The 17,722-nt window shown below is 75.3% G+C and carries 14 protein-coding genes; 12 read left to right on the plus strand and 2 right to left on the minus strand.

Annotation, left to right across the window (positions count from 1 at the left end; genetic code table 11):
* Nucleotides 1-17: 17 nt before the first annotated feature.
* The 8 genes from BM158_RS07075 to ligA all read left to right on the plus strand — a co-directional run bounded on the left by BM158_RS07075 (nt 18) and on the right by ligA (nt 12,064).
* Entirely contained in the window at nt 18-980 is a 963-nt protein-coding gene (locus BM158_RS07075) for an electron transfer flavoprotein subunit alpha/FixB family protein (protein WP_091555816.1), read from the plus strand.
* Nucleotides 981-1,100: 120 nt separating this feature from the next.
* Nucleotides 1,101-2,636 carry an ATP-dependent DNA ligase gene (locus BM158_RS07080; protein ID WP_091555818.1) on the plus strand — a complete coding sequence of 512 codons (1,536 nt, stop codon included), beginning with the start codon at nt 1,101-1,103 and terminating at the stop codon, nt 2,634-2,636.
* The gene (locus BM158_RS07085; protein ID WP_229827592.1) at nt 2,633-4,009 is read left to right on the plus strand and encodes an MFS transporter; all 1,377 of its coding nucleotides are present in this window, start codon (nt 2,633-2,635) and stop codon (nt 4,007-4,009) included. The genes BM158_RS07080 and BM158_RS07085 overlap by 4 nt, the downstream gene beginning before the upstream one ends.
* Complete coding sequence (locus tag BM158_RS07090; RefSeq protein WP_091555820.1) at nt 4,006-5,202, plus strand: cysteine desulfurase family protein; 1,197 nt, start codon at nt 4,006-4,008, stop codon at nt 5,200-5,202. Before BM158_RS07085 ends, BM158_RS07090 begins: the two co-directional genes overlap by 4 nt.
* Entirely contained in the window at nt 5,199-6,296 is a 1,098-nt protein-coding gene (gene mnmA / locus BM158_RS07095) for a tRNA 2-thiouridine(34) synthase MnmA (RefSeq protein ID WP_091555821.1), read from the plus strand. Before BM158_RS07090 ends, mnmA begins: the two co-directional genes overlap by 4 nt.
* Nucleotides 6,297-6,498: 202 nt before the next feature.
* Complete coding sequence (locus BM158_RS07100) at nt 6,499-8,718, plus strand: bifunctional metallophosphatase/5'-nucleotidase (protein WP_191328626.1); 2,220 nt, start codon at nt 6,499-6,501, stop codon at nt 8,716-8,718.
* Nucleotides 8,699-9,739, plus strand: coding sequence for a methionine synthase (locus tag BM158_RS07105; RefSeq protein ID WP_091555823.1), 1,041 nt, complete (start codon nt 8,699-8,701; stop codon nt 9,737-9,739). Before BM158_RS07100 ends, BM158_RS07105 begins: the two co-directional genes overlap by 20 nt.
* Before the next feature lie 36 nt (nt 9,740-9,775).
* The gene (gene ligA / locus BM158_RS07110) at nt 9,776-12,064 is read left to right on the plus strand and encodes an NAD-dependent DNA ligase LigA (RefSeq protein WP_207506220.1); all 2,289 of its coding nucleotides are present in this window, start codon (nt 9,776-9,778) and stop codon (nt 12,062-12,064) included.
* Here ligA and BM158_RS07115 read toward each other — a convergent pair.
* Nucleotides 12,061-12,720: an ACT domain-containing protein gene (locus tag BM158_RS07115; RefSeq protein ID WP_091555825.1), complete on the minus strand. Its 660-nt coding sequence runs from the start codon at nt 12,718-12,720 to the stop codon at nt 12,061-12,063. The two genes, ligA and BM158_RS07115, sit on opposite strands and share 4 nt — an antisense overlap.
* A gap of 196 nt (nt 12,721-12,916) precedes the next feature.
* Here BM158_RS07115 and gatC point away from each other — a divergent pair, with 196 nt between their 5' ends.
* From gatC to gatB, 4 genes are read left to right on the plus strand one after another with little or no spacing between them, the layout of a single operon-like run.
* Nucleotides 12,917-13,228, plus strand: coding sequence for an Asp-tRNA(Asn)/Glu-tRNA(Gln) amidotransferase subunit GatC (gene gatC, locus BM158_RS07120; RefSeq protein ID WP_091555827.1), 312 nt, complete (start codon nt 12,917-12,919; stop codon nt 13,226-13,228).
* Nucleotides 13,225-14,742 (plus strand): Asp-tRNA(Asn)/Glu-tRNA(Gln) amidotransferase subunit GatA, encoded by a 1,518-nt coding sequence (gene gatA / locus BM158_RS07125; RefSeq protein WP_091555829.1) that lies wholly within the window; start codon nt 13,225-13,227, stop codon nt 14,740-14,742. The genes gatC and gatA overlap by 4 nt, the downstream gene beginning before the upstream one ends.
* Nucleotides 14,739-14,924: a hypothetical protein gene (locus BM158_RS07130; RefSeq protein ID WP_091065842.1), complete on the plus strand. Its 186-nt coding sequence runs from the start codon at nt 14,739-14,741 to the stop codon at nt 14,922-14,924. Before gatA ends, BM158_RS07130 begins: the two co-directional genes overlap by 4 nt.
* Nucleotides 14,921-16,423, plus strand: coding sequence for an Asp-tRNA(Asn)/Glu-tRNA(Gln) amidotransferase subunit GatB (gene gatB, locus BM158_RS07135; protein WP_091555832.1), 1,503 nt, complete (start codon nt 14,921-14,923; stop codon nt 16,421-16,423). Before BM158_RS07130 ends, gatB begins: the two co-directional genes overlap by 4 nt.
* Nucleotides 16,424-16,576: 153 nt before the next feature.
* On the opposite strand, the gene BM158_RS07140 is transcribed toward gatB, so the two are convergent.
* On the minus strand, nt 16,577-17,722 hold the full coding sequence (locus BM158_RS07140; RefSeq protein ID WP_229827591.1) for a PQQ-dependent sugar dehydrogenase: 1,146 nt from the start codon (nt 17,720-17,722) through the stop codon (nt 16,577-16,579).

The raw sequence follows: 17,722 nt of genomic DNA on the forward strand, positions 1-17,722 counted from the left end.
CTGAGGAGAACGCAGTCATGGCTGAAGTACTGGTCCTCGTCGAGACCGCCCCCGACGGCTCCGGCGTCCGCAAGACCACCCTCGAGGCGCTCACCGCCGCCCGGGCGCTGGGCGAGCCCTCGGCCGTCGTCCTCGGTGCCCCCGGCACCGCGGCGCCGGTCAAGGACGTCCTCGCCGAGTACGGCGCGGCCAAGGTGCTGGTGGGTGAGTCCGACGACATCGACGCCTACCTCGTGGCCCCCAAGGCCGAGGTGCTGGCGCAGCTGGTCGCCGACCGCTCGCCCGCCGCCGTCGTCATCCCCTCCACCCCTGAGGGCAAGGAGATCGCCGGCCGCCTGGCGATCAAGACCGGCTCGGGCTTCCTGACCGACGTCACCGAGATCGCCGCCGACGGCACCGCCACCCAGGTGGCCTTCGCCGGCGCGACCATCGTGCACGCCAAGGTCACCACCGGGACCCCGATCTACACCCTGCGCGGCAACTCCGTCGCCCCCGAGGCCTCGGCCGCGGCGGGCGAGGAGGAGACCATCGCCGTCTCGGTCTCCGACGCCGCCAAGCAGACCCGCGTGGTCGACCGGGTGGTCGAGCAGAAGTCCGACCGCCCGGACCTCACCGAGGCCGCGATCGTGGTCTCCGGTGGCCGCGGGGTCGCCTCGGCCGAGAACTTCTCGATCATCGAGGGCCTGGCCGACTCCCTCGGCGCGGCCGTGGGTGCCTCCCGCGCCGCGGTCGACTCCGGCTTCTACCCGCACAGCTTCCAGGTGGGCCAGACCGGCAAGACCGTCTCGCCGCAGCTCTACATCGCCGTCGGCATCTCCGGGGCCATCCAGCACCGGGCCGGCATGCAGACCTCGAAGAGCATCGTCGCGGTCAACAAGGACCCCGAGGCGCCGATCTTCGAGCTCGCCGACTTCGGCGTCGTGGGCGACCTCAACACCGTCGTGCCGGCCGCGACGGAGCAGATCACCGCCCGCAAGTAGCCCCTCCCCGCGGGCCCAGCGTGGATCAGGTCCCCTGGTCGAAGTCCGTCCTCCCTCACCAGCGCTGCTGAGGGAGGACGGACTTTCGCGCAGGAGGACGCGCCGGGTGACGATGGGCCGGTGCTGCTCGCCGACGTCGTGACCACCTCCGCCGCGGTCGGCGCCACCCGCGCCCGGACGGCGAAGCGGGACGCCGTCGCCGACCTGCTCCGCGCCGCCGGTCCCGACGAGGTCGGCCCGGTCACCGCGTGGCTGTCGGGTGCGCCCCGCCAGGGCAAGCTCGGCGCCGGCTGGCGCACCCTCTCCGGCGTCGACGCCGCCCCGGCCGGCGAGCCCACCCTCACCGTCGCCGCCGTCGAGGCCGCCCTCGACCAGCTCGCCGCGGTCGCGGGCAGCGGCTCCACCGCCCGCCGCGCCCGGCTGCTCACCGACCTGTTCGGTGCCGCCACCGCCGACGAGCAGTCCTTCCTGCTGCGGCTGCTCGGCGGGGAGCTGCGGCACGGTGCCCTGGAGGGCGTGGTGCTCGACGCCGTCGCCGCGGCCGCCGACGCACCCGCCCCCGCCGTCCGCCGGGCGTTCTTCCTGTCCGGGGAGCTGCCGGCCGTCGCCGAGCTGGCGCTGGGCGGGGGAGCGGCGGCGCTGGAGGCGGTGCGGCTGGAGGTCGGCCGTCCGCTGCGCCCGATGCTCGCCTCGCCCGCCGAGGACCTCGCCGACGCGCTGGGGGACGGCGACGTGGTGGTCGAGCAGAAGATGGACGGCGCCCGGATCCAGGTCCACAAGGACGGCGACGACGTCCGCGTCTGGACCCGGTCGCTCAAGGAGGTCACCGCGCGGGTGCCCGAGCTGGTCGAGGTGGTCCGCGCGCTGCCCGCGCAGCGGCTGGTGCTCGACGGGGAGACCCTGGCGCTCACCGACGACGGCCGGCCGCGGCCCTTCCAGGAGACCGCGGCCCGGTTCGGTGCCGAGACCGGCGAGCTGCTGCTGCGGCCGTTCTTCTTCGACTGCCTGCACGCCGACGGCACCGACCTGGTCGACGAGCCGCTGTCGGTCCGCCGCGAGGTGCTCGAGCGGGAGGCGGGGGAGCACCGCATGCCCGGGGTGGTCCGGCCGACGCCGGAGGAGGCGGTCGCCTTCCAGGACGCGGCCCTGGCGGCCGGCCACGAGGGCGTCGTGGTCAAGGTGCTCGCCAGCCCGTACGCCGCCGGCCGGCGGGGGAGCGCCTGGCGCAAGGTCAAGCCGGTGCACACCCTCGACCTCGTCGTGGTCGGCGCCGAGTGGGGCTACGGCCGGCGCACCGGGTCGCTGTCGAACATCCACCTCGGCGCCCGCGACCCCGACGGCGGCGCCCCGGTGATGGTCGGGAAGACGTTCAAGGGCATGACCGACGAGCTGCTCGCCTGGCAGACCGCGACCTTCCCGGACCTGGTCACCGCCACCGAGGGCGGTGCGGTGGCGATGCGCCCGGAGCTGGTCGTGGAGATCGAGCTGGACGGCGTGCAGCGCAGCCCGCGGTACCCCGGCGGTGTCGCGCTGCGGTTCGCCCGGGTGCTGCGCTACCGCCCGGACAAGGGCCCCGCCGACGCCGACACCATCGACGCCGTCCGGGCGCTGCTGCCGGGAAGAGGGTCGGCCGGGGGCGGGTTGACCGACGGGTGAGCGGCATCCTCGACGGCCGGCACCGGCTGACGACCGCCGGGCTGGTCACCCTGGTCACCTTCGTGGCGTTCGAGGCGATGGCGGTGGCCACGGTGCTGCCCACCGCGGTCGCCGAGCTCGACGGCCTGGCCTGGTACGGCTGGCCGTTCACCACCTTCCTCGTCGCGCAGGTCGTCGGCATGGTGCTCGGCGGCGACCTCGGCGACCGGCGCGGGCCGCGGGTCGCGCTGCTGTGGGGCGTGGGCGTCTTCGCCGCCGGGCTGGTCGCCTCCGGCCTGGCCGTCGACATGCCGCTGTTCGTCCTCGGCCGGGCCGTGCAGGGCCTGGGCGGCGGGTTCATCTCCGTGTCGATCTACGTGGTCGCCGGTGCCGCCTTCGACGCCCGGCTGCGGCCTGCGCTGTTCGGCGCGCTCTCCGCGGCGTGGGTGGTGCCCGCGCTGGTCGGGCCGCTGCTGGCCGGCCTGCTGACCTCGGTGGCCACCTGGCGGCTGGTGTTCCTCGGCATCCTGCCGCTGGTCGCCGCGGGCCTGGCGCTCGTGCTGCCCGCGCTGCGCCGCCTCGCCGTCCCCGACGGCACCGCCCGGGTGGACCGGACCCGCCGCTGGTGGGCGCTGCTGTCCGGCGTCGGCGTCGCGGCGCTGCAGTACGCGGGCCAGCGGCTGGACCTGCTCGCCGTCCCGGTCGCCGCCGCCGGGCTGGTCGCGCTGGTGCTGGGCCTGGGTCACCTGCTGCCCCGCGGCACCGCCCGCGCCGCGCGCGGCCTGCCCACCGTCGTCGCCTCCCGCGGGCTGCTGGCCGGGGCGTTCTTCGGCGTGGAGTCGCTCATCCCGCTCTCGCTGTCGCAGCTGCACGGGTTCACCCCCACCGCGGCCGGGGTCCCGCTCACCGCGGGTGCGGTCGGCTGGTCGCTGGCCAGCGCGCTGCAGGGCCGGCGCCCCGACCTCAGCCGGGTCCGGCTGCTGCAGGCCGGGTTCGCCTTCGTCGTGGTGGGGGTCGGTGGGACGGCGCTGGTCGCCGTCGGCGGGCTGCACGGCTGGCCGGTCTACGCCACCTGGGCGGTCGCCGGCCTGGGCATGGGGCTGGGCATGTCCAGCGTCGGGGTGCTGCTGCTGGAGCAGTCGCCCGAGCACCGGCGGGGCGCGGACTCCGCGTCGCTGCAGATCGCCGACGTCACCGCGGCCGCGCTGTGCATCGGGGCGGTCGGGGTGCTGGTCGGCGCGGCCACGGCCGGCCTGCTGCCGCTGCCGGCCGCCGTCCTCGCCGGGGTCGCCGGGTGCACCGCGGTGGCCGCGGTGGGCTGCGCCGTCGCCGGCCGGGCCCGGGTCCCGGCGACCCCGGTGGCCCAGGACGCGCCTACGCTGGCTCAGTCATGACGTACCTCGACCACGCGGCGACCACGCCGATGCTCCCCGAGGCCGTCGCGGCGATGACCGAGCAGCTGGCCCGGGTGGGCAACGCCTCGTCGCTGCACGCCAGTGGCCGCGAGGCCAGGCGCACCGCCGAGCAGTCCCGCGAGCGGCTGGCCGCCGCGCTCGGCGCCCGGCCGTCGGAGGTGCTGTTCACCGGCGGGGGCACCGAGAGCGACAACCTCGCCGTCAAGGGCATGTTCTGGGCCCGCCGGGACGCCGACCCGCGGCGCACCCGCGTCGTCGTCAGCCCGGCCGAGCACCACGCCGTGCTCGACAGCGTCGAGTGGCTGGTCGAGCACGACGGCGCCGAGGTCACCTGGCTGGACGTCGACCCCACCGGCGCGGTGCGGCCCGGCGCGCTCGCCGAGGCGCTCGGCGACGGCACGGACGTCGCCGTCGCCAGCGTCATGTGGGCCAACAACGAGATCGGCGCGGTCAGCGACCTGGCGGCCCTCGCCGCGGTGGCGCACGAGGTCGGCGTGCCGCTGCACACCGACGCCGTGCAGGCGGTCGGCCAGGTACCGGTGGACGTCGCCGCGAGCGGTGTCGACGCGCTGACGATGACCGGGCACAAGCTCGGCGGCCCGATGGGTGCCGGGGTGCTGGTGCTGCGCCGGGACGCCGAGTGCACCCCGCTGCTGCACGGCGGCGGCCAGGAGCGCGACGTCCGCTCCGGCACCCTCGACGTCGCGGCGATCGTCGGGCTGGCGGTGGCCACCACCGCCAGCGTCGCCTCCCGCGTCGAGCGGGCAGCCCGGGTCGCCGCGCTGCGCGACCGGCTGGTCGCCGGCGTGGTCGAGCGGGTGCCCGACGTGCAGCTCAACGGTCCGCCGCTGGACGCCGTCGTGGCCGGCGGGCCGGGCCGCCTGCCGGGCAACGCGCACCTGTCCTTCCCCGGCGCGGAGGGCGACGCCCTGCTGATGCTGCTGGACGCCAACGGCGTCGAGTGCTCCACCGGCTCGGCCTGCAGCGCGGGTGTCGCGCGGCCCAGCCACGTGCTGCTGGCCGCCGGCGCCGACCCCGACCGGGCGCGCAGCTCGCTGCGGTTCAGCCTGGGCCACACCTCGACCGCCGCCGACGTCGACGCGGTGCTCGACGTCATCGGCCCCGTCGTCGAGCGCGCACGGCGGGCGGGCCTGGGGCGGCGGTCGGCATGAGGGTCATCGCCGCGATGAGCGGCGGGGTGGACTCCGCGGTCGCCGCCGCGCTCGCCGTCGAGGCCGGGCACGACGTGACCGGCGTGCACCTGGCGCTGTCCCAGCAGCGGCAGCGGCAGCGGCTGCGCAGCGGGTCGCGGGGCTGCTGCAGCGTCGAGGACGCCGACGACGCCCGCCGGGTCGCCGCCGAGCTCGGCATCCCGTTCTACGTGTGGGACATGGCCGACCGGTTCGCCGAGGACGTCGTCGACGACTTCGTCGCCGAGTACGCGGCGGGCCGGACGCCGAACCCGTGCCTGCGGTGCAACGAGAAGATCAAGTTCGCCGCGGTGCTGGACCGGGCGCAGGCGCTGGGCTTCGACGCCGTCGTCACCGGCCACCACGCCCGGCTGGCCGGCGGCGAGCTGCGCCGCTCGGTGGACACGGCCAAGGACCAGAGCTACGTGCTCGGGGTGCTCACCGCCGGGCAGCTGGCCGGCGCGGTGTTCCCGCTGGGGTCGATGACCAAGGAACGGGTCCGCGAGATCGCGGCCGAGCGCGGCTACGCGGTGGCCACCAAGCCCGACAGCCACGACATCTGCTTCATCCCCGACGGCGACACCCGCGGCTTCCTGGACCGCCGGCTGGGTGCGGCACCCGGACCGGTGGTCGACGCCGCGACCGGTGCGGTGGTGGGGGAGCACACCGGCACCCACGGCTTCACGATCGGCCAGCGCAAGGGCCTGGGCATCGCGGTGGGCGACCAGCGGCCGCGCTACGTGCTGGGCATCGAGCCGGTCAGCCGCACCGTCACCGTCGGGACCGCCGACCTGGCCGGGGTGGACGAGGTCCGCACCGGCGCGCCGACCTGGACCGGCCCGGCGCCGTCGCTGCCGTTCGGGGCGGTGGTGCAGCTGCGTGCGCACGGCGCCGGCGTGCCGTGCACGGTCACCGGGGACGACGACGGCGGCCTCGTGCTGGTGCTGCACGAGGTGCAGCGCGGGGTGGCGCCGGGGCAGTCCGCGGTGCTGTACGAGCCCGACGCCGAGCGCGGGGACAAGGTGCTGGGCCAGGCCGCGGTCGCGCGGGCCGCCCGCCGCACCCCCGTCGCCTGACCCCGTCGCGGCGCGACCGGGCGGTGTTCCCGGGCCGCGTTTCCGGCCGGTGAACGATCGGCGTCGGTTCTCAGCGGAGTCTTGGTTTCGTCAGGGGCGCGGGCTAGGTTCGCCGGGGCGAGAAGGTTCGCCGCGCTACTTAGTCATGCTCTGTGACCGTTCCGTCACGCACGGTTCGGCCGAGCCAGTTCCTGGAGGACCCTTGCGCCGAACGCGCCTCACCCTCGCCGCGACCCTGGTGGCCTCGGCCGGCCTGGTCGCGCTGCCCACCGCGGCGTCCGCCGCCCCGGCAGCTGCCGCCGACGTACCGGTGCAGTTCCTGACCCTCAACGACCTGCACGGGCGCATCGCCACCCCTGCGGCGGACAACCGCGACGGCCAGATCACGGTGGACGGCCAGTCGACCCTGGTCGGCGGCGCCGCGAACATCGCGACCCTGGTCGCCGACGCCCGGGCCTCGTTCGCCGCGGCCGGCGGTGCCGCGGCCTCCTCCGCGCTGATCGGCATGGGGGACCTGGTCGGGGCCTCCCCGTTCGAGTCCGCCGCCTTCCGGGACGAGTCGACCATCGAGGTCCTGAACTCGATGGGCATGGCGGTGTCCGTGGTCGGCAACCACGAGTTCGACCGCGGCACCGACGAGCTGCGGCGCATCTCGGGCGCGACGGACGGCACCTTCACCGACGGCATCACCGCCTGCGAGGACGTCGGCCTGCCGTCGGACTACTGCTTCGACGACAGCGCGCGTCAGCCCTTCGCCGGGACCGACTTCCCCTACCTGGCCGCGAACGTCGTGGTCAAGGGCACCACCACCCCGATGCTGCCGCCGTACGAGGTCCTCGACGTGGGCGGCGGCCAGCGTGTCGGCGTCATCGGCGTCGTGACCGAGACGACCGACACCATCGTCGCCCCGACCGGCATCGCGGACGTCGACTTCATCGACGAGGCCGACGCCATCAACCGCTACGTGCCGCAGCTGCAGGCCCAGGGCGTCCAGGCCATCGTTGCGCTCGTCCACGAGGGCGGTGAGCCCGAGACCCCTGCGGCGGTGTCCGGATGCGGCGAGCTGACCGGGCCCATCGTCGACATCAACGAGCGCACGGACGCGGCCGTGGACATCGTGCTCTCGGCGCACACGCACCAGAACTACAGCTGCTACCTGACCGACCCGGCAGGTCAGCCGCGCCTGGTGGCCCAGGCCGGCTACTACGGCCGCGAGCTCGGGGACATCCGGTTCGTCGTCGACGGCGCGACCGGCGACGTCGACCGGCTCTGCGGCACCTACACGGCGACCAACCTGCCGGTCCTCCAGTCGCTGGCCGACGACCCGGCCACGACGGCGATCGTCGACTACTGGGTCGCCCAGGCTGCCACCGTGGGCAACCAGCAGGTGGGGACCACGGCCGTCGCCGTCAACCGCGACTCGGCGCGCACCGCCGAGTCCCCGCTGGCCAACACCATCGCCCAGGCGCAGCTGGAAGCGCTGCAGGACGACCCGGCCGGTGCCTACGACGACCCCGCGGCCGAGTTCGGTGGTGTCCCCGTCGTCGCGTTCATGAACCCCGGCGGTGTCCGCGCCAACATCGACGCCGGACCGGTCACCTACAACGAGGCGTTCACCGTCCAGCCGTTCGGCAACTACGTCAACGCGGTGACGCTGACCGGCGAGCAGCTGCGGCTGGTCCTGGAGCAGCAGTTCATCACCCCGGCGCGCAGCACCCAGCTGTTCATGGGCACCTCGGAGGGTTTCCGGTACGACTACGACGCCGCCCGGCCGGCCTACGACCGCGTCGACCCCACGTCGATCGAGGTCCAGGACCCGGCGACGGGGACGTTCGTCCCGGTCAGCCCGACCGCGACCTACCGCGTGGTCGAGAACTCGTTCCTGGCGACGGGTGGCGACACGTTCACCGCCTTCACCCTCGGCACGGAGCCCGTGACGGGTCCGGTCGATGTCGACACCTTCATCGACTTCCTCGGCCGCAACCCGAACTACACGCCGCCGTCGGGTTCGGCAACGGCGCCCAACGGGTTCCACGCCACCCCCGTCACCGGCGGCACGTGGGCCTCGGCCCCGCTCACCCCGCCGGCCGGCGGTGGCGGCGGCGCCGGTGACAACGGCGGCTCCGCGTCCGCGACCGGTGTCAGTGGTGCGCTCGGCGTCGCCGCGGCCGGGTACACCTGCCCGGCCGAGCCGACCCCGGGCACCGGCGGCGGCGCGGGCACCCCGGGCGGCGGCACCGGCACCGGCACCCCCGTCACCCAGCCGGTCGCCAACCCCGGCAACGGCATCGGGACCGGTCAGCTCGCGAACACCGGGGCGGCCACCGGGCAGCTGACCGCGCTCGGCGTCGGCCTGCTGCTGGCCGGCGGGGTCGCCACCGTGGCGGGCTACCGTCGCGGGCGTGGCATCACCCAGCAGTAGCAGCACCGAGCACGCCGGCACCACCGACCCGAGGCCGGTCCCCACGTCACCGTGGGGGCCGGCCTCGGGCGTCGGGTCGCTGCCCGGCACGGACCCGGCGGAGGCCGTCCGGCTCGTGGTGGGGGAGCTGCCCGGGTTCGCGCACCTGCCCGAGCTGCCCGCCCGCGGCGCCGGCGCCGACATCACCGGCCGCACCGCCGCCCTGCTGGTCGACCTCTCCGTCGACCTGACCCCCGCCGGCTGGCGGCTGGTGCCCCGCCCGGGCAGGGACCTGCAGCGGGCCCAGGAGTTCCTCGCCCGCGACCTCGACGCCCTCCACGAGGTCGCCGGCGACTGGACCGGCCCGTTCAAGGTGCAGGCGGCCGGGCCCTGGACGCTCGCCTCCATGCTCGAGCGCACCCGCGGTGACCGCGCCGTCGTCGACCCCGGCGCCCGCCGCGACCTCGCCCAGTCCCTCGCCGAGGGCCTGCGCGCGCACGCCGCCGAGGTCGCCGCCCGGCTGCCCGGCGCCACGGTCGTCGTCCAGGTCGACGAGCCGGCCCTGCCCGCGGTGCTGCAGGGTGGGCTGCCCACCGCCAGCGGCTTCGGCAAGCTGCCCGCCGTCGAGGAACCCGTGGCCACCGAGGAGCTCACCCGCTTCCTCGACGCCCTCGACCTGCCGGTCGCCGTGCACTGCTGCGCCCGGCAGGTGCCGCTCGCGCTGCTGCGCACCGCCGGCGCCGACGCCGTCGGGTTCGACCTGGGCCTGGTCACCGACCTCGACGCCGTCGGCACCGCGGTCGACGAGGGCACCCACCTGTTCCTCGGCGTCGTCCCCGGCACCGACACCGCCCTGCCCGCCCCCAAGGCCACCGCCACCCGCCTGCAGCAGTGGTGGGGTCGGCTCGGCTTCCCGGCCGAGCAGCTGCACACCGCGGTGACGCTGACCCCCACCTGCGGGCTCGCCGGCGCGAGCCCCGGCTACGCCCGCGCGGCGATGGCGCACGTCCGCGAGGCGGCGAAGTACCTCCTGCCGGACTGAGTTCCCCTGTCGTACCCCCGGGCTACCGTGCACAGCGTGATCACGGACGACGCAGCACCCCAGGTCGAGGCCGAGCAGGAGCGCGCCGACGTCACCGAGGTGCCCGAGGCCGCCCGCGACCGGCACCGCGCGCTGTCCGAGGAGCTCGACCGCCTGGCCTTCGCCTACTACGTCAAGGACGCCCCGCTGGTCAGCGACGGCCAGTACGACGAGCTCATGGGCGAGCTCAAGGCGCTCGAGGCCGACCACCCGGCCCTGGTCACCCCCGAGTCGCCGAGCCAGAAGGTGAACGGCGGGTTCGGTGCCACCTTCTCGCCGGTCACCCACCTCGAGCGCATGCAGAGCCTGGACAACGCCTTCAGCTCCGACGAGCTGTCGGCCTGGGCCGCCCGCGCCGACCGCGACGGCGCCGCCGGGGCCGGCTACCTGTGCGAGCTCAAGATCGACGGGCTGGCCATCGACCTGGTCTACGAGCGCGGCCGGCTCGTCCGTGCGGCCACCCGCGGCGACGGCACCACCGGCGAGGACGTCACGGCCAACGTGGCGACGATGGCCGACGTCCCCCAGCAGCTGGCCGGGGACGACGTCCCCGAGCTGGTCGAGGTCCGCGGCGAGGTCTACTTCCCGGTCGCCGCCTTCGCCGAGGTCAACGCCGCCCAGGTCGAGGCCGGCAAGGCTCCCTTCGCCAACCCGCGCAACGCCGCCGCCGGGTCGCTGCGCCAGAAGGACCCCAGGGTCACCGCCAGCCGGCCGCTGCGCCTGCTGGTGCACGGCATCGGCGCCCGCGAGGGCTTCGAGCTGGAGCGGCAGTCGCAGGCCTACGAGAAGCTCAAGTCCTTCGGCCTGCCCACCAGCGAGCGCTACGAGGTGGTGCCCGACCTCGAGGCCGTGTGGGCCTACATCGAGCGCTACCGCGAGCAGCGGCACTCCGTCGAGCACGAGATCGACGGCGTCGTGGTCAAGATCGACCAGGTCGCGCTGCAGCGTCGGCTCGGCTCCACCAGCCGGGCCCCGCGCTGGGCGATCGCGTTCAAGTACCCGCCCGAGGAGGCCACCACCAAGCTCCTGGACATCCGGGTCAACGTGGGCCGCACCGGCCGGGTCACTCCCTTCGGCTACATGGAGCCGGTCAAGGTCGCCGGCTCCACCGTCCAGCTGGCCACGCTGCACAACGCCAGCGAGGTGGTCCGCAAGGGCGTGCTCATCGGCGACACCGTCGTCATCCGCAAGGCCGGCGACGTCATCCCCGAGATCCTCGGCCCGGTCGTCGACGTGCGCACCGGCGACGAGGTCGAGTTCGTCATGCCCACGCACTGCCCCGAGTGCGGCACCGAGCTGCGGCACGAGAAGGAGGGCGACGCCGACATCCGTTGCCCCAACGCCCGGTCGTGCCCCGCGCAGCTGCGGGAGCGGGTGTTCCACGTCGCCGGCCGCGGTGCCTTCGACATCGAGGTCCTGGGCTACGAGGCCGCCACCTCGCTGCTGGCCAGCGGACTGCTCAGCGACGAGGGCGACGTCTTCTCCCTCACCGCCGAGCAGCTGGCCACCGCCGACTTCTTCACCAAGAAGGACGGCACGCTCTCGGCCAACGGGCAGCGGCTGCTGACCAACCTGCAGACCCGGAAGGACGTCCCGCTCTGGCGGGTGCTCGTCGCGCTCTCGATCCGGCACGTCGGCCCCACCGCCGCCCAGGCGCTGGCCCGCGAGTTCCGGTCCATGGACCGGGTGATGGCCGCCTCCGAGGAGGAGCTCGCCGCCGCCGACGGCGTCGGCCCGACCATCGCCGCGGCCGTCCGCGACTGGTTCGGCGTCGACTGGCACCTCGGCGTGGTGGAGAAGTGGCGTCGCGACGGCGTCCGGATGGAGGACGAGGCCTCCGATGCCGGGCCCGGGCCGCTCACCGGCGTCACCGTCGTGGTCACCGGGTCGCTGCGCGACCACAGCCGCGACCAGGCCATCGCCGCCATCCAGGAGCGGGGCGGCAAGGTCACCGGCTCGGTGTCCAAGAAGACCGGCTTCGTCGTGGTCGGCGCCGACCCGGGCAGCAAGTACGACAAGGCCGTGCAGGTCAAGGCGCCGATCCTGGACGACGACGGGTTCGCCGTGCTGCTCGACCAGGGCCCGGAGGCCGCGCGGGCGGTCGCCACGATCGGCGACGGCAGCGAGCCCGAGCCGGCGCCCGAGGGTGCAGCCACCGAGGCACCGGCGCCGAAGAAGCGCGCCGCACGCAGGAAGAAGCCCGCCGACGACGTGGCTGCCGAGGACGGGGCTGGCGAGGACGGGGCGGCCGAGGACGCGCCCGCCGAGCAGGACGCCGGGAGCTAGACCGGGGGCAGCTGGGCCACGGTCGCGGCGATCCCCGCCAGGTGGGCCAGCCGCAGCAGTTCCGAGCGGCGGAACGCCGGCCCGCCCGACCGGCCCAGCAGCACCACGGCGCCGCCGTCGAACGGGGCGGCCATCATCTCCACGGCCATCTCCCGCCACAGCGTGGGCACCCAGTCCGCCTCGCTGGGCAGCAGCACCGGCGCGGTCAGCGGCAGCCACGGCAGGTCCACGCCCGACAGGTCCGGCGCGGCCTCGGAGGCGGCGTGCACCGCGACGCCGTCCGGTGAGCCGGACAGCACCACGGCCCACCCGGCGTGCAGCACCCGCGGCAGCTCGTCGGCCAGCAGCGACGCCGTCCCGCGGCCCGCCCGGCCCAGGGACTCCAGCAGCTGCAGCTCCCGGTGGGTGTCCAGGGCGCCGGCGAAGGGCCGCAGCGACTCCACCTGCACGCCCGGCACCGTCATGACAGCGGTGATGATGCCGTCGACCACCCGGTCCTCGGGCAGCTCCACCACGACGTCGTCGACCGCGATGCCGTCGCCGCGCTCGAGCACGTCCACCGACACGATGTCGATCCCGGCCAGGCCGAGCGCCGTGGCGACGGCGCCGAGGATGCCGGGCCGGTCGGGCACGACCAGCCGGAGCAGGTAGGACACGGGCACCTCCGCAGGACCGCCGGGTGTCGATCTCCGTCGATCGTGGGCGCCGCCAGCCTGCCGCACCGACCCCCGTCGAGGTCAACCCGCCTCGCGGACCGGGGCCGTGGTCCGCCCCACGTAGACTTCCCGGGTCGGGGAGCCGCGTGCTCCCCGCCGTCCACCGAGCAGATCGACACTGGGGTCCCGCCACCGCATGAGCACGGACGCACACAGCCTGTCCCGAGACGACGTCGCCCACCTGGCGCGGCTGTCCCGCCTCGCCGTCACCGACGAGGAGCTCGACCGCTTCGCCGAGCAGCTCGGCGTCGTGCTCGGCGCCGTCGCCCGGGTGCAGGACGCGCCGACGGCCGACGTCACCCCCACCACGCACGCCGTGCCGCTGACCAACGTGCACCGGCCCGACGTGGTCACCCCCAGCCTGCCCCGCGAGCAGGTGCTGGCCGGTGCCCCGGCGGCCGAGGACGACCGGTTCCGCGTGCCGCGCATCCTGGGGGAGGAGGCGTGAGCAGCGACCTGACCCGCCTGGACGTCACCGCGCTGCAGGCCGCCCTCGCCGGCGGGGAGACCAGCGCCGTCGAGGTCACCCGCGCGCACCTGGACGCCATCGAGGCCACCGACGGCGCGCTGAACTCCTACCTGCACGTCGACACCGAGACCGCGCTGGCCACCGCCGCCGAGGTCGACCGCGCCCGCGCCGCCGGCGAGGAGCTGGGCCGGCTGGCCGGCGTCCCCGTCGCGCTCAAGGACGTCGTCGTCACCGACGGCGTGCCCACCACCAGCGGCTCGCGCATCCTCGAGGGCTGGCGGCCGCCCTACGACGCCACCGTCGCCGCGCGCCTCAAGGCCGCCGGGACCGTGCTGCTGGGCAAGACCAACATGGACGAGTTCGCGATGGGCTCCTCCACCGAGAACTCCGCCTACGGCCCGACCCGCAACCCGTGGGACCACGACCGCATCCCCGGCGGCTCGTCCGGCGGGTCCTCGGCCGCGGTCGCCGGGTTCCTCGCGCCGTGGGCCGTCGGCACCGACACCGGCGGTTCGATCCGCCAGCCCGCCGCCGTCACCGGCCTGGTCGGGCACAAGCCCACCTACGGCTCGGTGTCCCGCTACGGGCTCATCGCGTTCTCCTCCAGCCTCGACCAGGCCGGCCCGATGGCCCGCACCGTCGCCGACGCCGCGCTCATGCACGAGGTCATCGGCGGGCACGACCCGCGCGACTCCACCTCCATCGACGCCCCGGCCGCCCCCTACGTCGCCGCGGCGCAGCAGGGCGCGCAGGGCGACCTGACCGGCACCGTGGTCGGCGTCGTCCGCGAGCTCGGCGGTGAGGGCCACACCGACGGCTACGAGCCCGGCGTCCTCGAGGCCTTCCGGGCCGGGGTCGAGCAGCTGCGCGCGCTGGGCGCCGAGGTCCGCGAGGTGTCCTGCCCCAGCTTCGACCTGGCGCTGGCCGCCTACTACCTGATCGCGCCGAGCGAGGCGTCGTCCAACCTGTCCCGCTTCGACGGCGTCCGGTACGGCCTGCGGGTCGGCGACGACGGCAGCCGCGACCTCGACGAGGTCATGGCGCTGACCCGCGAGCAGGGCTTCGGGCCCGAGGTCAAGCGCCGGATCATCCTCGGCACCTACGCCCTGTCGGCCGGCTACTACGAGGCCTACTACGGCCAGGCGCAGAAGGTCCGCACGCTCATCGGCCGCGACTTCCTCACCGCCTTCGGCGACGGCGTCGACGTGCTGGTCAGCCCGACCTCGCCCAGCGTCGCCTTCCCGATCGGGCAGCGGGTCGACGACCCCCTGGCCATGTACGCCGCCGACCTGTGCACGCTGCCGGCCAGCCTCGCGGGTCTGCCGGCGATCTCCGTGCCGTGCGGGCTCTCCGAGGGGCTGCCCGTCGGGCTGCAGGTGATGGCGCCCGCGCTCGCCGACGACCGCTGCTACCGGGTCGGTGCCGCGCTCGAGGCCGCGCAGGACGCCGCCCGCGGCGGCACGTTCCTGGGTCAGCTGGCGGCCCGCGCATGAGCACCGCCCTCAAGGCCGCGTGGGGCCTGACCGCCTTCGTCGTCCTCGCCGGCGCCGTGCTGTGGGCGACCACCGGCCGCGCCGTGTTCGCCGTGTTCATCGTCCTCGGGGTCCTCACCGCCGTCGGTGCCGTGGTCACCGGCCGGGCCGAGGCCCGGGAAGCCAAGAAGGAGCAGAAGTGAGCACCGACCGTCTGCTCGAGTTCGACGACGTCGTCTCCCGGTACGAGCCGGTCTTCGGCCTGGAGACCCACGTCGAGCTGGGCACCGCCTCCAAGATGTTCTGCGGCTGCTCGACCACCTTCGGCGCCGAGCCCAACACCCAGACCTGCCCGGTCTGCCTGGCGCTGCCCGGCGCGCTGCCGGTGGCCAACGCCGCCGCCATCGAGGCCACCATCCGCATCGGCCTCGCGCTCGGCTGCCGGATCGCCACCTGGTGCCGGTTCGCCCGGAAGAACTACTTCTACCCCGACATCCCCAAGGGCTTCCAGACCTCGCAGTACGACGAGCCGCTGTGCACCGCGGGGCACCTGGACGTCGAGGTCGACGGCGAGACCTACCGGGTGGAGATCGAGCGGGTGCACCTCGAGGAGGACACCGGCAAGAACCTGCACGTCGGCGGGGCCACCGGGCGCATCCACGGCGCCGACCACTCGCTGGTCGACTTCAACCGCGCCGGCATCCCGCTGGTCGAGATCGTCACCCGCCCCGTCCCCGGCGTCGGTGCCAAGGCCCCCGAGGTCGCCCGCGCCTACGTCGCCGAGCTGCGCGAGATACTGCTGGCCCTGGGCGTGTCCGAGGTCCGCATGGAGCGCGGCAACCTGCGCTGCGACGTCAACACCTCCCTGGCGCCGGTCGGGTCGCTGGAGTGGGGCACCCGCACCGAGACCAAGAACGTCAACTCGCTGCGCTCGGTCGAGCGGTCCGTGCGCTACGAGATGCGCCGGCAGGCCGCGCTGCTCGACGACGGCGAGCGGATCCTGCAGGAGACCCGGCACTTCCACGAGGACACCGGGTCCACCTCGGCCGGGCGGAGCAAGGAGGAGGCCACCGACTACCGGTACTTCCCCGAGCCCGACCTCGTGCCGATGGCCCCCGACGTCGCGTGGGTCGAGCAGCTGCGCGCCGACCTCCCCGAGCTGCCCGCCGCCCGCCGGGCGCGGCTGCGCGAGGAGTGGGGCCTGTCCGACACCGAGATGGCGTGGCTGGTCAACGCCGGCGCCCTCGGCCTGGTCAGCGACACCGTCGCCGCCGGCGCCGACCCCGCCGACGCCCGCAAGTGGTGGCTGGGCGAGCTGTCCCGCCGCGCCAAGGACGCCGGGGTCGAGCTCACCGACCTGGCCGTCACCCCGGCGCAGGTCGCCGAGCTCACCCAGCTCGTCGCCGAGGGCACCGTCAACGACCAGCTGGCCCGCCAGGTGCTCGACGGCGTGCTGGCCGGCGAGGGCTCCCCGCGCCAGGTCGTGGACTCCCGCGGGCTGGCCGTGATGGGCGACTCCGACGAGCTCGGCGCGGCCGTCGACGCCGCGATCGCCGGCGCCCCCGACGTGGTCGAGAAGGTCCGCGGCGGCAAGACCGCGGCGCTGGGTGCGCTGGTCGGTGCGGTCATGAAGGAGACCCGCGGCAAGGCCGATGCAGCCACCGTCCGCCGCATGCTCGAGGAGCGGGTGCTCGGCGGGTGATCCCGCTGCAGCCACTGCACCGAGCCGGCACCGGGGCCGCCGGCGGGGCTCACGTCCGGTCAGGACGCAGCGATCCGGTCACCGCACGCCGTGACCGGATCGCTGCACGGTGACCGCCCGAGGCCACGGTGACCGGGCGACGGGGACGTCGGACTACAGCGGGCTGGTGGCGTCCGAGGCGGGCGGCTGGATGCGCAGCACCTTGTCGTCGTCCTCGGCGGGGGAGCCGATCCCGTCGGTGTTGGACGTGGTGATCCACAGCGCGCCCTCGGGGTCGACCAGCACCGTGCGCAGCCGCCCGTACTCGTCGGCCAGGAACGGCTGCGGCTCCTCGACAGGCGCGCCGTCGGGGCCCAGGGTGGCCAGCACGACCTGCCGGCCGTCCAGCGCACCGAGGAAGACGAAGCTGCCCGACAGCGCGCAGCCCGACAGCCCGCCCGCCTCGCCGGGGACGCTCAGCACCGCGGGCAGGCTGCCCGGCAGGGCCACCGGCGAGCCGTAGTCGCCGTCGGCCACCAGCCGGTTGAGCTCGTCGGCGCCGGTGGCCGAGTCGTCGGTGGCGAAGACCGCGCCGTCGGCGCCCAGGCACAGGCCCTTCACGTCCGACAGCCCCGAGCTGTACACCGGCCCGGCACCCACCGGCTGGCCGAACACGTCGTAGGCGAGCACCTTGCCGGCCAGCGAGGTCGGGTCCTGGGCCAGCCGCGCGTCGCCGGTGTCGCCGGTGCCCACGTAGAGCGTGCCGTCGACGCCGAACACCAGGCCGCCGCCGTTGCGGGTCTCCCCGCGCGGGATGCCGGTGACCACCGGGTTGGGCGTGCCGCCCAGCGGGAACCGCACCACCCGGTTGTCGGTCGCGGTGGACAGGTAGGCGTAGAACAGCCCGTCCTGGGCGAAGGTCGGCGACAGCGCCAGCCCCAGCAGCCCGCCGTCGCCGGTGGTGTCGACCCCGGGCACGACCATCAGCTCCTGGGCGGGGGAGCGGTCGGGGAAGACCTTGAGCAGCCGGCCGGTCTCGCGCTCGGCGACCACCCCGGTGCCGTCGGGCAGCAGCACCAGCCCGGTGGGCACCGCGAGGTCGGTGGCCAGGACGTTGGGGTCGCCCTCCTGCTCCTGCCCGGTGCCGGGGGAGGGGTCACCCGGCGCGGGGGCGGGTGCGGTCGCCGAGGGCGGACCGACCTGCGGGCCGGGCGCGTCCTGCACCTCGCGGAAGGGACCGGAGGGGGTGTAGCCACCGCCGCACGCGGCGAGCAGCAGGCACGCCGACGCCGCCACCAGCGCGCGGGCTCCCCGGGTCAC

It is taken from the genome of Klenkia taihuensis (genome assembly GCF_900112525.1).
Taxonomy (GTDB): Bacteria; Actinomycetota; Actinomycetes; order Mycobacteriales; family Geodermatophilaceae; genus Klenkia; species Klenkia taihuensis.

Coding starts and splice junctions, on each gene's coding strand:
- gatC (WP_091555827.1), top strand. CDS start 12,917: ATGAGCACGGACGCACACAGCCTGTCCCGAGACGACGTCGCCCACCTG.
- BM158_RS07075 (WP_091555816.1), top strand. CDS start 18: ATGGCTGAAGTACTGGTCCTCGTCGAGACCGCCCCCGACGGCTCCGGC.
- BM158_RS07090 (WP_091555820.1), top strand. CDS start 4,006: ATGACGTACCTCGACCACGCGGCGACCACGCCGATGCTCCCCGAGGCC.
- BM158_RS07130 (WP_091065842.1), top strand. CDS start 14,739: ATGAGCACCGCCCTCAAGGCCGCGTGGGGCCTGACCGCCTTCGTCGTC.
- mnmA (WP_091555821.1), top strand. CDS start 5,199: ATGAGGGTCATCGCCGCGATGAGCGGCGGGGTGGACTCCGCGGTCGCC.